This window comes from Deinococcus misasensis DSM 22328, assembly GCF_000745915.1.
Classification (GTDB): Bacteria; Deinococcota; Deinococci; order Deinococcales; family Deinococcaceae; genus Deinococcus_C; species Deinococcus_C misasensis.
Window position 1 is genome coordinate 1 of the sequence record NZ_JQKG01000075.1, and the last position, 13049, is coordinate 13049.

General features: G+C 54.7%; 16 protein-coding genes. 12 read left to right on the forward strand and 4 right to left on the reverse strand.

All coding sequences use genetic code 11. The features are described from left to right. Nucleotides 1-139: 139 nt before the first annotated feature. The 7 genes from Q371_RS22215 to Q371_RS22245 all read left to right on the forward strand — a co-directional run bounded on the left by Q371_RS22215 (nucleotide 140) and on the right by Q371_RS22245 (nucleotide 6875). Complete coding sequence (locus tag Q371_RS22215; protein ID WP_034344872.1) at nucleotides 140-1207, forward strand: butyrate kinase; 1068 nt, start codon at nucleotides 140-142, stop codon at nucleotides 1205-1207. A 77-nt stretch (nucleotides 1208-1284) separates the two neighbouring features. Continuing rightward, nucleotides 1285-1653, forward strand: coding sequence for a hypothetical protein (locus Q371_RS22220; RefSeq protein WP_034344875.1), 369 nt, complete (start codon nucleotides 1285-1287; stop codon nucleotides 1651-1653). After that, entirely contained in the window at nucleotides 1653-2444 is a 792-nt protein-coding gene (locus Q371_RS22225) for a hypothetical protein (RefSeq protein ID WP_034344878.1), read from the forward strand. The genes Q371_RS22220 and Q371_RS22225 overlap by 1 nt, the downstream gene beginning before the upstream one ends. A gap of 332 nt (nucleotides 2445-2776) precedes the next feature. After that, complete coding sequence (locus tag Q371_RS22230) at nucleotides 2777-4720, forward strand: DNA topoisomerase subunit B (RefSeq protein WP_034344880.1); 1944 nt, start codon at nucleotides 2777-2779, stop codon at nucleotides 4718-4720. Between the two features lie 202 nt (nucleotides 4721-4922). Then, nucleotides 4923-5357, forward strand: coding sequence for a hypothetical protein (locus Q371_RS22235; RefSeq protein WP_034344882.1), 435 nt, complete (start codon nucleotides 4923-4925; stop codon nucleotides 5355-5357). Between the two features lie 235 nt (nucleotides 5358-5592). Next, on the forward strand, nucleotides 5593-6417 hold the full coding sequence (locus Q371_RS22240; RefSeq protein ID WP_034344884.1) for an SDR family NAD(P)-dependent oxidoreductase: 825 nt from the start codon (nucleotides 5593-5595) through the stop codon (nucleotides 6415-6417). 92 nt (nucleotides 6418-6509) lie between these two features. Next, nucleotides 6510-6875: a hypothetical protein gene (locus Q371_RS22245; RefSeq protein WP_034344886.1), complete on the forward strand. Its 366-nt coding sequence runs from the start codon at nucleotides 6510-6512 to the stop codon at nucleotides 6873-6875. A gap of 166 nt (nucleotides 6876-7041) precedes the next feature. On the opposite strand, the gene Q371_RS22250 is transcribed toward Q371_RS22245, so the two are convergent. Both Q371_RS22250 and Q371_RS22255 read right to left on the reverse strand, forming a co-directional pair. After that, nucleotides 7042-7890, reverse strand: coding sequence for an alpha/beta hydrolase (locus tag Q371_RS22250; RefSeq protein ID WP_034344888.1), 849 nt, complete (start codon nucleotides 7888-7890; stop codon nucleotides 7042-7044). A gap of 61 nt (nucleotides 7891-7951) precedes the next feature. Continuing rightward, nucleotides 7952-8812, reverse strand: a complete 861-nt coding sequence (locus tag Q371_RS22255) for an alpha/beta hydrolase (RefSeq protein WP_034344890.1) — start codon at nucleotides 8810-8812, stop codon at nucleotides 7952-7954. Nucleotides 8813-8929: 117 nt separating this feature from the next. Between Q371_RS22255 and sdaAB the strand changes: the two genes are divergently transcribed. After that, entirely contained in the window at nucleotides 8930-9595 is a 666-nt protein-coding gene (gene sdaAB, locus Q371_RS22260) for an L-serine ammonia-lyase, iron-sulfur-dependent subunit beta (protein WP_034344892.1), read from the forward strand. Between the two features lie 8 nt (nucleotides 9596-9603). Then, a complete protein-coding gene (locus Q371_RS22265) occupies nucleotides 9604-10455 on the forward strand; it encodes an L-serine ammonia-lyase, iron-sulfur-dependent, subunit alpha (RefSeq protein ID WP_034344894.1) in 852 nt (283 codons plus the stop codon). A gap of 64 nt (nucleotides 10456-10519) precedes the next feature. Here the strand turns inward: Q371_RS22265 and Q371_RS22270 are convergent, their stop codons facing one another. Both Q371_RS22270 and Q371_RS22275 read right to left on the reverse strand, forming a co-directional pair. Beyond that, the gene (locus tag Q371_RS22270; protein ID WP_051965072.1) at nucleotides 10520-10972 is read right to left on the reverse strand and encodes a CHRD domain-containing protein; all 453 of its coding nucleotides are present in this window, start codon (nucleotides 10970-10972) and stop codon (nucleotides 10520-10522) included. 10 nt (nucleotides 10973-10982) lie between these two features. Further along, complete coding sequence (locus tag Q371_RS22275) at nucleotides 10983-11447, reverse strand: CHRD domain-containing protein (protein WP_034344896.1); 465 nt, start codon at nucleotides 11445-11447, stop codon at nucleotides 10983-10985. 104 nt (nucleotides 11448-11551) lie between these two features. On the opposite strand from Q371_RS22275, the gene Q371_RS22280 reads away from it, so the two are divergent. From Q371_RS22280 to Q371_RS22290, 3 genes are read left to right on the forward strand one after another with little or no spacing between them, the layout of a single operon-like run. Next, nucleotides 11552-11965, forward strand: a complete 414-nt coding sequence (locus tag Q371_RS22280; RefSeq protein WP_034344898.1) for an NUDIX hydrolase — start codon at nucleotides 11552-11554, stop codon at nucleotides 11963-11965. After that, nucleotides 11962-12390 carry an NUDIX hydrolase gene (locus Q371_RS22285; protein WP_084571605.1) on the forward strand — a complete coding sequence of 143 codons (429 nt, stop codon included), beginning with the start codon at nucleotides 11962-11964 and terminating at the stop codon, nucleotides 12388-12390. Before Q371_RS22280 ends, Q371_RS22285 begins: the two co-directional genes overlap by 4 nt. Next, on the forward strand, nucleotides 12377-12865 hold the full coding sequence (locus Q371_RS22290) for an NUDIX domain-containing protein (protein ID WP_034344900.1): 489 nt from the start codon (nucleotides 12377-12379) through the stop codon (nucleotides 12863-12865). The genes Q371_RS22285 and Q371_RS22290 overlap by 14 nt, the downstream gene beginning before the upstream one ends. Nucleotides 12866-13049 lie beyond the last annotated feature (184 nt).

The window sequence follows — 13049 nt, forward strand, 5'->3', positions numbered from 1 at the left end:
TCTCGGCTCTCGGCTCTCGGCTCTCGGCTCTCGGCTTCAGGGCGTAGCCCCTACGAGGCCCTCAGCAGTCCTCCACTCTCATTTCCTGACCCAAAAGTGCTAGAGTGAAACAGATGCTTAGCGGCATACGGAGCCACGCATGATTGCTTATGTGATCAACCCTGGCACAGCCAGTACCAAACTTGCCCTCGCGCACATCCAGCCCAGTGACAACCCGAGTCTCCCTGGCAACATTCGCGTACAGCTTGAGAAACGCGAAGTGTCCCACCCGGATCTCCCTGGCCCCCTCATCGAGAAACTTCCCCTGATCCGGCAGGAGATCTGGCAGGGCATCAAAGGCTGGCCCAGACCAGACGCTGTGGTCGGCAGGGGTGGCATTCTGGGTCCGGTTCCAGCAGGCACTTACCGGGTGTCTCCAGAGCTTGCAGAGTTCGCCATCCACTCCCCGTACAAAGACCACATCACCAACCTTGGAGCGCCCCTTGCTCTGGAGGTGGCCAAAGCTTTTGGTGTCGAGGCTTACGTCGTCGACCCCATGAGCGTGGACGAACTGCTTCCCGAGGCCCGCATCAGCGGTTTTCCGGGGGCAGAACGCACCAGTTTGTTTCATGCTTTAAATGCCAAGGCGGTCGCCCGTCGCACCGCTTACGAGGTCGGGAAGCGTTTCACCGATTCGGTGATTGTGGTGGCCCACCTTGGGAACAAGAGCAGCATCACCACCTACCGCAAAGGTCGGGCCATTGACACCACTGGAGCCCACCTTGAAGAAGGTCCTTTCACACCCAGTGCCACAGGCATGCTACCCCTCAGCAAACTTCTGGATCTGGCCTACCAGAACCCCAGAGAAAAAGTGGAGCAGTTGCTCCTCTTTGAAGCAGGATTCAAGGGCCTCACTGGAACGGCTGACCTGAAGGAACTGGAACAGCGTCAGGATGAACCTCAGGTCAAACTGGCCGTGAAGGCTTTCGTGTATCAGGTGGCCAAATACATTGGCTCTTACAGCGTGGTGGCTGGTCGTCCTGATGCCATCGCCATCACCGGAGGCATTGCACGGTGGTTCTCTCTGGTGGACCTCATCGAAGAGAAACTCTCCTGGATTGCGCCCGTGGTGGTCATCCCCGGAGAACTGGAACTCGAAGCCCTCGCAGAAGGGGTGGGCCGGGTGCTGGTGCACCACGAGCAGGCCAGAGAGTGGGTCAGACCCTAATGTTCTGCCCGTCCCATTTGCTACCATGAAAACCTTGAAGGCGAGGATGACCTCCTCGCTTTTTGAATGGGTGAATCATGGCAAGACGCAAATACCGACAGGAAACCCGCCCAATCCGCGCCACCAGCATGTGGCGGGTGGATCAGGTGTTCCTCAACCTCAGTGGTCAGCGCATCGAAGTGACCTGCTCTCTGGTCAACGATGATGGGGGCCTCCGGAACGACATGACCATCGCTCCCACCCGAGATCCCAGAGAGGCCGTGGAGTTTGCTGCACGTTACATTGCAGGCAAAGGGAATGTGTACCGGGCGTATGGGGCTCGGGTGCGCTGGACCAAACTGCTGGCCACCGATGACATCGATCTGGTGCGGGACCGGGTTCTGGAAGAGGCTTTTCTGGATGCCTTTGAAGACACCCTTGCCGAAGTCCGCGACCGCATGCGCTGATGGTCCTCAGGGGTTTGCAGTTGCTGTACTGGGCAGTGGTCCTCGCGGTCCTGTCTTTGCAGGTGCATTACCCGCTGGGTGAGGCTGCCAGAGGGGCCGACTGCCTCCCTGAATGCATGGATCCCACCGAGCAATGGGGTTTTCCTTTGCTGTACATTCGGGAAAGTTTTTCCACCTCCATGGGCCGGGATTTTCAGGTCTGGCCTTTTGTGTTGGATGTGGGATTTTACCTGCTCCTGCTGGTGATTGTGCGAAAAGGGCTGCGTTTTCCTGCATGGAACAGACCCAGCCTGATCCGTGTGGTCCTGTGGTTTGCGTTCTGGTTGCTGTTTTTCTGGGTCAGGGTCTGGTGGATGCTCTGGATTCCCATCTTACTGCTCGGGCTGCTGGTGGTCCTGAATGACCAAGAAAGGCCTGCATTTTCAAGGGTGCTGTCTGTGGTGCTGATGTGCCTTGGAGGGGCTCTGGTGACCTTTGCAAGCGTTCAGGCGCAGGGAATCTCCCTGACCGGCGTGATGCTGGGTGCAGCCCTGTGCTTGCTGGGCGGTCATCTGCCTGTGGTCTGGACCCGGAAAGCGTGGGGAAAGACCTTGCTGGTGGTGTTGCTGGCCTTCTGGTGGTGGTTTGATTTGCTGAATGGTGCTTTTTCCGCTGCGCTGGCCACTTCAATGTACAGCGGAATGCTGGCACAGGTCTTTGCCCTGCTCTGGATCAGCATGTTTGTTGCTCCAGATGCCTTGATGAACTGGATTCACCAGACCAAAAATGCTTCCAAAAGCAAAAGACACTAGCCGCTGAACGGTCCAAACCCACCCCTCAAAGACAGCGCAAATCATTCCATGGGGCGCACGCTGTCTCGACTTGCCCTCGGCCCTCAGCTTTCTGTATTTAACAGAATTTCCTGAGCTTCAGGTGAGCCCTCCTCTTCCGGTGTTGTCTCTAAAGGGGTGGTTAAAATTTCTTTCTGCTGGACGGAGTTTTTTTCTGGAACAGATCCGTGAAATTTCAATCAAAATTTACGTCAATAACAGAAAAAAATTTGCCAAGTTATGCTTTACCTGATATACTGGTAAGGCTAGGGCTGAAGTTGCACCCTTCTTCAAACCCCAACAAAAGGAGCACAATGACCACTGAATACAACGCGTCAAACATTCGCGTCCTTGAAGGTCTGGAAGCCGTTCGTGAACGCCCCGGGATGTACATCCAGGGCGGTACGGGCATCGATGGATACCACCAGCTTCTGACCGAAATTGTTGACAATGCCATTGACGAAGGTCTGGCCGGATTTGCCGACGAAGTGACCGTTACCCTGCACAAAGACGGTTCGGTCAGCGTCACCGACAACGGACGCGGCATTCCAGTAGACATGATGCCCGACTACGGCAAACCCGCCATTGAAGTGATTTTCACCAAATTGCACGCCGGGGGTAAATTCGACAGCAACGCCTACAAAGTCTCGGGCGGTTTGCACGGCGTGGGTTCTTCGGTCGTGAACGCCCTGTCCAAATTCTTTGATGTGCACGTCAACAAAGACGGAAAGCTCTACCACATCCGTTTCCACGACAGCGATCTGGCTGTGCCTCTGGAAAATCTGGGTGCCACCCCTTCAGATGTCCGGTACAGCACCAAAGTACACTTCTACGCCGATCCTGCCTACTTCAAAGGCATCGACGCCCACTACGACTACGACCGCGTGCGTCGCCGTCTGCGTGAACTCTCTTTCCTGACCGGCCTGAAAATCGTCCTCACCGACGAGCGTCTGGACACCCCCAAGCAGGAAGAGTGGCACGAAACCGGTGGTGTGGCTGCCTACGCCAAAAGCCTCGTGCACGAAGGCAAGCTGATTTATGACACACCCATCCTGATGAAGGGTGAACTGGAAGGCGTCGAAGTCGAAGTGGCTTTCATCCACTCCACGGCCTACAACAGCAGCATCCTGTGTTACGGCAACATGATCACCAACCGGGACGGCGGAACCCACCTGACCGGCTTCAAAACCGCCTACACCCGAGTGCTCAACAACTATGCAAAAAGCAAGAGCCTGATCAAACAGGGCAACCCCCTGCCAAGCGGCGATGACCTCCTTGAAGGCATCAACTGCGTGATCAGCGTCAAGCTTTCGGACCCCATGTTCGAATCCCAGGCCAAAGTGAAGCTTCTGAACCAGGAAGCCCAAACTGCGGTCCAGAGCATCGTCTACGAAAAGCTGACCCAGTTCCTCGAAGAGAACCCCAAAGTCGGCAAAACCATCGTGGAGAAAGCCGCAGACGCTGCCCGTGCCCGTGAAGCGGCCCGCAAAGCCCGCGATCTGGTGCGCCGCCAGAACCCTCTGGAAAGTGATGACCTCCCCGGAAAACTGGCGGACTGTTCCTCCAACGACCCCATAGAGTCTGAACTCTACATCGTGGAAGGGGACTCCGCAGGTGGATCTGCGAAACTTGGGCGTGAACGCCGTTTTCAGGCCATCTTGCCTCTGCGCGGAAAAATCCTCAACGTTGAAAAAGCCCAGCTCACCAAGATCCTCAAAAACACCGAGATCCGCAGCATGATCAGTGCCATCGGGGCAGGGGTGGAAGGCACCGGCGACAACGCCCACTTCGACCTCTCCAACCTGCGCTACCACAAGATCATCATCATGACCGACGCCGACAAAGACGGCGGTCACATCGCTGCCCTGCTGCTGACCTTCTTCTTCCGTTACATGCGTGCCCTCATCGAGCAAGGCCACCTGTACATTGCCCAGCCCCCCCTGTACCGTTTCAGCACCGGACGGGGCAAGCACAACGAAACCTACGTGTACAACGAAGAACAACTTCGCACCCTCGTGGACACCGCCAACGAAAACGGCAAGAAGTACGAAATCCAGCGCTTCAAAGGTCTGGGTGAAATGAACCCCGACCAGCTCTGGGAAACCACCATGAACCCCGAGACCCGCCAGCTCAAGCAGGTCCAACTCGAAGATGTGGAACTGGCCCACGATGTCTTCGAAATGCTGATGGGCACCGAAGTGCCTCCCAGACGGGAATTCATCGAGCAAAACGCCCGTTATGCTCAGGTGGACATCTAAAACTGTCCTTACCCAAATTGCTTTCCTCTCCCCATGTGGGAGAGATTTTTTTGCAAAAATTCATTTCACTTTTGCAGTCTGATCATCAATGAAGGAAATCAAGATGGGGTTTGATGTGAATGATTCAAGTTCTTGCTGGACAGATGATCGAGTTTGATTATAATGGTTGTGTTGTTCGCACGATGAACATTGAAGGAGAAATATGAAAAGAATCATCTCGGTTGCGGTCTTGCTGTCTTCGCTGTCTTTCGCTGTTCAAGGAGTAACAACTTTTAAGATTGCAAATGGTGCTCTTACAGTGTACTCCTTCAAGGAAGGTGTGGAATTTCAGGTTGATTTCAATCAACTGTTTGCCAAGGCCAATGCAGAAAAAGTACAATATGATCCTAAAAGTTGTGTTCAGACTGTGAGCTTTAGAGATGGTTCATATCCCTCTTCCGGGGCTTACCTTGCAAGCGAAGAATTTATGGCTGATGATGGTGGCTACAGATTGATTGAAAGCGGAGAAGATTATGGTGTTTATCTGTGGAAGGGAAAAAAGAGTGTAAAGGATAAGGAGTCAAAATCATTTTTGAAATTTCATGCCATGATCAATAAAGAGTTTAATATGCAAATATCTTGCAGTGCCATATTTTAAAACATATAGCAAATAAACAAGAGGTTGATGTTTGAGGTCGTATTTTCTGAAATGGAAGGGTTCTTTCGAATCATTCCATTTCACTGATAAACGCAGTAAGAGGCTTACTGCTGTATTTGTGCAGGCTCAGGACTCTCAATCTTGAGTCTGTACTCCTTTAAGCCATCCCTGCTATGTCTGTTTCACGTGAAACCCTTTATCCTGATTTGGTACACAGCGAAATCAGGAGGGGCAGATGCAGAACTTGCAAGGCACAGTGGCACTGGTGACAGGTGCATCCAGAGGGGTGGGCAAGGGCGTGGCTCTGGAGCTCGCAAAACAGGGGGCAGTGGTGTATTTCACAGGTCGCACCCTGCATGAAGGGGAGGGGAGTGTGGACCTTCCGGGCAGCCTGACCTCCACCTTGCAGGAAATTGAGGCTCTGGGGGGGAAAGGGGTGGCCATCCAGTGTGACCACACCGACGACCACCAGAGCCGCAAAGTGCTCGAACAGATCGAGCAGGAGCAGGGCAAACTGGATGTGCTGGTCAACAACGCATGGGGCGGATACGAGCACTACTTTGACGGCACAAAATTCTGGGAGGAAAAAGGCTTCTGGACTGCCCCCCTTTCCAGATGGGACAGGATGTTTCAGGCTGGGGTGAGGGTGCAGTATGTGACTTCTGCTCTGGCGGTTCCCCTGATGCTGAAAAGCACTGGGGGTCTGATTGCCAACATCTCCTTCATTGCCTCCAGGAAGGTGGACATGGGCGTGGCGTATGGAGCGGCCAAAGCAGCAAGCGACCACATGACCGCCTGCATGGCCCATGAACTGATGCCTCACGGGATCACCGCAGTGGCCCTTCATCCCGGTCTGGTCCGCACCGAATCGGTCCTGAAAGCTGGAGTTTTCGATCTCTCCAACTCCCACAGTCCAGAGTTTGTTGGGATGGCGGTGTCTGCCCTTTACCGGGATGCCGAAAGTGGTGCCTTCAGCGGTGAAGCGCTTGATGTGCTGAAACTCGCGCTGCGTTATGGGTACACCGACCTCGATGGAACGCAACCCCAGCCCGAGACATGACGTATGTCATATCAGAGGGGTGACTTCTGGGGGTACTCCAAAACCTGACGGAAGCGTACCTTAAAGGAAGAGGTGACATGATGGAAAGCCCAATGAAAAAACAACGTGAAGCTTGGACCGTGATTGCTGTAGGCGTGATTTTGTTGCTGGTGTTCGGATTGGGTCTGGAGTTCGACCACTGGTGGGCCCTGTTCATTCTGGTGCCCGGTCTGTATCAGGCCCTTCAGGCATATCAGGAATACCAGAGAACCGGTTTCTCTCCGGTGGTGGGTGCCAAAGTGGCGTCCAGTTTGCCCTTGTTGCTGGTCGGTTCCATTTTTGTGCTGGATCTGGACTGGGGTCGGGTCTGGCCCCTCTTCATCATCATGGGGGGTGTGATTGCCCTGCTGAACCCTTACAAACTCAAGAAGGACGAGGACTTCAGCGACCACAAGTATGAACGCGTGGAACAAAAATAAACCTGTTGACCCTCCATTGAAAACCGATTGAATGCAAAGACACCCCTTCTCGGGGTGTTTCTTTTTGATTGCCTTTTGGATTTTCTACAGCAGAGATGGATTTGGAGTTTTGGGATGCCTTCTGGGCGAGGCACGCCTCGCCCCTACAACCCCAGGCTGCACAACCTCAAAGGTTCTTTTTCATGAAATCCAGCACCGTCTGACGCACCGGAGGGAAAAAACCAGAGAGCCTGCGCATCAAAGCCCCGAGGATTTCACCGTGGTTGACTCTGGGAATGGTCACCAGTTCGACAGGGGTGCCATTGGCTTTGAGGGCTTTTTTCATGCTGGTGGCGTTCTCTGGGGCCACCAGTTCATCGTTCTGGGCGACCAACAAGAGGAAAGGGGGCAGTTCGCCCTTCACATGGTTTGCAGGCATGGCCTGTTCGCGCAGATACGTGCCAAACACGCCGGGGGTGAACGCAGGATCGAAGTCGTAAGGTCCAGCGATGCCAATCACCCCTTTGAAATCGGTGGGCTTGAGGCCCTCTGCGGACAACAGATCTTGATTGATGATGGCTTCTGCAACGTTATAGGCCCCTGCCGAGTGACCCATCACGAACACTTCATTGGGGTTTCCAGAGTGCTGCTGGATGTTGTCTTTGACCCATTTGAAGGCTTTTACGGTGTCTTGCACAAAAGCCGGATAAGTGAATTGTGGAGCCAGTCGGTAGTTGACCAGCACCGTCACGTAGCCTGCTCTGGCAAAAGATTCTCCGACGAATTCAAAATTGTCTTTGCTGTAGCTTTGCCAGGATCCGCCGTGCACAAAAACCACCACCGGATGGGTGCCTTTCTGGCGGGGCAGGTAGATGTCCAGTTTCTGACGGCTTTCCGTGCCATAAGGGATGTTGTGTTGCACCTGCAGATCGCGGGTGACGGTCAGGGTGTTCAGCAGGTTCAGGTCCCGGTTCTGTGCCTGTGCCACCAGAGGCAGGGTCAAGAGGGCTGTGGCAAGGAGCAATTTGATTTTCATGGAGTCAGTCTAATCTTTTTGGAGAAGGTCTTTTGTGCTTCATGTAACCGATTTGCAAAGCTCAGGGCTGTTTCTGCATGAAGTCCAGCACGGTTTGCCTGAGCGTGAAGAACCCCGAGGTCCTTCGCATCAGTGTGATCAGCACATCGCTGTGCCCGAGGTTGGGAACGGTGACCGTGCTGACTGGGGTCTGGTTGTTTTTGAGGGCTTGCTCCAGACGCACCGCGTTGGTGGCAGACACCAGATCATCGTTGCCTGCCGAAACCAGCAGGAAAGGGGGCAAATCTCCATGCACCTGATGGACAGGCATCACTTCTTTGCGGTTGGGTTCTTCACCAAAGATGCCGTCCAGAGGAGGAATGTCGTAGGGTCCGGCAATGCCAATCACCCCTTTGAAGTCGGTGGTTTTGAGGCCTTCTGCGGGCAGGAACGCAGGGTTCACCAGAGCCATGACGGTGTTGTAGGCCCCTGCAGAGTGGCCCATCAGGAACATGCGCTCTGGATTGCCTGAGTAGTCTCTGGCATGGTCTTTGACCCATTTGAAAGCTTTTGCGGTGTCTTGAACAAACGCAGGGTACTGCACCTCTGGATAAAGCCGGTAATTGATCAGGACCGTGAGGTAACCTGCTCTGGCAAAGGATTCTCCGATGAATTTGAAGTCGTCTTTCTTGTATTTCTGCCAGGTGCCTCCATGCACGAAGACCAGCACCGGATGGGTGCCCCTCTGGCGTGGCAGATAAAGGTCGAGTTTCTGTTTGGAATGATCACCATAAGGCACATCTTTGATGACCTTCAGACCTCGCACCACACTGAAGGTGTTGATGGTGTCCATCAAAAGCTGACTGGAGGTCTGGGCCAGAGCAGGCCCACCAGAAAGGGCAATCAGGGTGAACAATAAGGTTTTGATGTTTTTGATTTTCATGGGGTCAGTCTAACCAGCCCTTTTGCAGGTTGCAGTGATGGTTTTGACCCGGTATAAACCCTTAGCTGTATAAATCGTATACTTGTATACGTTATACATTACGGTATAATTGTCTATATGAGTTTACTGGACATGATCGGTCCTGTGATGATCGGCCCGAGCAGCAGCCACACCGCTGGTGCTTGCCGCATCGGATTGGCAGCATGCCAACTGCTGGGCCACACCCCTGAAAAAGCCCGCATTGGACTCTATGCCAGCTTTGCCAAAACCGGCAAAGGACACGGCACCCATCTGGCCCTGATCGCCGGAATTCTGGGCTTCGAACCCCACGACCCGAGACTCCCACAAGCTTTTCAGGAAGCTGAAAAAGCAGGTCTGAATTTCGAGTTTCATGATGCCGATCTGGGAAATGTCCATCCGAACACGGCCTTGATCCACCTACAAGGTGGACAGGCTTCCGTAGAGGTGACAGCCTCCAGCACCGGAGGGGGCATCATCGAAGTCATCGAGGTGGACGGTTTCAAGGTGGCTTTTGACGGCTTTTCGCCCACCTTGCTGCTGAAGTATCAAGACGCCTACGGCATGATTTCACGGGTCACCGGCCTGATCGCCATTGACGAAGTGAACATCGCCAGCCTGACCTGCACCCGTGAAAAACGCGGCGGCACCGCCATGATGTGCATCGTGCTGGACTCGGGTCTGTCGGATTACGCCATTCGCAAAATTGCCCACATTCCCGAGATCAGCTGGATTCGCATGCTGCCGGGATTCAAACGCCTTTAAGGAGCCCCATGACCTTAGACGACATTCTGAAAGCCCCATCCCCCGCAAGCCAGTGGGTGCTGGACACCGATTGTGAAGAAAACGGCCTTGAACCAGAGGACGTCAAGCAGGTCATGCGTGCCCGCATTCAGGAAATGCGTGACAGCATCGAACGTGGCCTGAAAACCGATGCCAAAAGCATCACCGGCATGGTGGGCTGGAATGCCAAGGGTCTCTGGGACGCTCCAGATGCCTTGAATGCTCCCCTGATCAAACGGGTTCAGGCTTACGCCATGGCCGTCAATGAAGAGAATGCCCGCATGGGACGCATTGTGGCTGCACCCACCGCTGGAAGTGCCGGAACCATCCCCGGAGCTTTGATCGGGGTGGCAGACCACCTTGGCATCGAAGACGAAAAACTGGTGATGCCTCTGGTGCTGGCTGCAGGCATTGGCAAAGCCATCTCAAGGCAAATGTACATCTCTGGATCTGCTGGAGGCTGTCAGGCTGAAATCGGCTCCAGTGCAGCCATGGCTGCTGCTGCCGTCACCGAACTGCTGGGAGGAGATTCCAGAGCCTGCGTTCACGCAGCTGCCCTTGCCCTGATGAACACCATCGGCCTGGTGTGTGATCCAGTGGGTGGCTACGTGGAGGTGCCCTGCGTGTCCAGAAACGCATTTTTTGCCGTCCATGCGGTCAGCAGTGCCCAACTGGCTCTGGCCCAACTGGAAAGCTTCATCCCACCCGATGAAGTCATCACGGCCATGGCGCAAGTCGGACGCATGATGCCCTTGCAGCTCAAAGAAACCGCCGAAGGGGGCCTTGCACAAACACCCTTTGCGCAGGGATACCTCAAGGATCTGGAACAGTCCCAGAAATAAGCCAGAACAACCCAGAACAACAAAAACCCCAGAGTGCTTGCTCTGGGGCTTCTTTTGGCTTGCTTTATTTGGTCAGTTGCCCGCGGATTTCGCCGGGTTTGTTCTGGTCGGTGTGCACATTCACGTAATAGAAGCCAAAACGCAGTTTGTCTTCGTTCAGCACACAATCTCCGTCGTTGGAAAGGGTGCCTTTGGTGGCATCTTTGGCATCCGGGGTGATTTTGAGGGTGCACACAGGGCCACCTGTCTGTCCGGCTTCACCTTCATGGATGTGGGCCATGGTGGCTGCACCGGTCAGGCCAGAGTAACTGCCGGTCACGGTGGCTTTCTTGCCATCCCAGACCACCTTTGCAGAGCCGGTGCCAGCGTACTTGTCAGGCACAGTGGGAGCAGGCACTTCTTTGAGATGACTCAGATTGGCGGTGTAGGTGGGCAGACCGGGAAGGGTTGGGGCGCTCTGGTTGCAGGAAGCCAGTCCCAGAGCCAGCAGTGCAGCAGCAAAATGAACGGTTTTCATGAGGTGCTCCTTATTCGTACCCGAGTTGACCGCGCAACTCGCCATCAGGATGGGCTTCGGTGGTGACCACAAGGTAATAACCGCCGGTTTTCACCACATCTTCGTTGATCTTGTGGTCTTTGAAGGTGCAGGTTTTGCCAAACGTGCCGTTTCCGACTTTGCTGGCATCGTTCTGGATTTCCTTCGCGGGATCGAAGGTGCAAACAGCAAGCATGGCACTGTTCTGGCCCACTTTGCCCTGCATGAGTTTGACTCCGGTGACTTTGCCACTCAGGCGGAAGAATTTGCCGTTCAAGGTCAGGTCGTTGCCACTCAATGTACCGTTGGCATAGCCCCAAGCCTCCGAGGTGATTTTGGGAACGACGTTTTCGCCAGACAATTTTGCCAAAAAGATGGGAGTGGTGTTGGGGGCCAGTTGACTGCAGCTCGCCATGAGCAGGCCCAAAACCCCGAGCGCCAGGGTGCGTGATCGCATAAAACCTCCTGAAGATTCTCTTTCACCACTATAGGGTTGCTCCATGCGGATTTTATGTGAGGCATGTGATGGGCACCTCAAGAAGTTTTGTTATAAAAGACACCATGGTTCCTCAATTCAAAGTGGCTGTCGAGGTGGTGGTGAAGCATCAGGGCCAATGCCTGATGTGCCAGAGGCCCACCACAGACGAAGATGCCCCCAGTACGCTGTGCTTTCCGGGTGGCAAAATCGAGCAGCACGAAATCCTGCCCGATGTCCTTGAGCATGTCGCCAGACGCGAAGTCCTCGAAGAAACCGGGGTCCACATTCACAATCTGAAATACGTCTGGAGCACCACGACCCTCCATGGATCTCAGCCTGTCCTGTTCGTGACCTTTCAGGCGGATTTTCTTTCAGGAGAACCCACCCCACAACCCGGAGAAGTGGATGCTGTGCTCTGGATGACCCCCGAGCAGATCCTTGAAGACCCCAGAACCCCCCTCTGGATCCGCGAAACGGTCAGAAGGTGCCAGCCATGACCCCAATGTTTATTGTCAATGTCGAAGTGATCATCCACCATGAAAACCGCTACCTCCTGACCTTAAGGAGCACCAGAGAAGCCCATGCAGGCGGGCTCCTGTGCTTTCCGGGCGGCAAAGTGGAACAGCACGAAATCCTGCCCGATGTCCTTGAGCATGTCGCCAGACGTGAGGTTCTTGAAGAGGTGGGCCTTGAGGTGGGTGACCTGACTTATCTGGAAGCCAACAGCTTTCTGGCTGGAAACCTGCCTTGCATCAACGTGGTGATGATGGCCCCTTACCAGAGCGGAACCGTGACTGTGCAGGAAGAAGAAGTGACCTCTGCCTGCTGGCTCACCCTGACCGAAGCCCTTTCCCGTCCTGAAACCCCACCCTGGATTCAGAACAGCCTGAAAAAAGCCGAGGCCAGACGTGCAATTCGATGAAACCTACACCCTTTACCCCACCGCCAGAGCGGCAGGATGCCTGATTCTGGACGCACAAAGACGCATTTTGCTGGTCCAGCAAGCCAAAGCACCCTTTCAGGGCCTCTGGCACCTACCCATGGGCACCATCGAAACCGGAGAGGCCCCCGAGGAGGCCGCAAAACGTGAAGCCCTCGAAGAAGCCGGAATCCGGGTGGAATTGCAGTCCTTCCTCAACACCTACCTCGGGCGGTATTCGGATGGTGGACTGGTGCAGCGTTTCGTCTGGCTTGCGGTTCCTGCAGCAGGGGAGACCTTGCCCACAGAACCCACCGATGAAATTCTGGACCGCAGGTATTTCAGCCAAGCAGAATTTCTGGAGTTGTACCAGCAGGGAAAGGTCAGGATGCATCACACGCTTTTGGCGTATGAGGAGGGGTTGGGGAGGTGGGATGCCGAGGGCCCAGAGCCGAGGGCCGAGGGCAAAACGCTTTAGCAAAAGCATTCAGGGCGAGGCATACCTCGCCCCTACAGACACATCCCTTGACGATTTTTACGGTGTAGGACATCATGCTCTCGGCTCTTGGCTCTCGGCTCTCGGCTCTCGGCTCTCGGCTCTCGGCTCTCGGCTCTCGGCTCTCGGCTCTCGGCTCTCGGCTCTCGGCTCTCGGCTCTCGGCT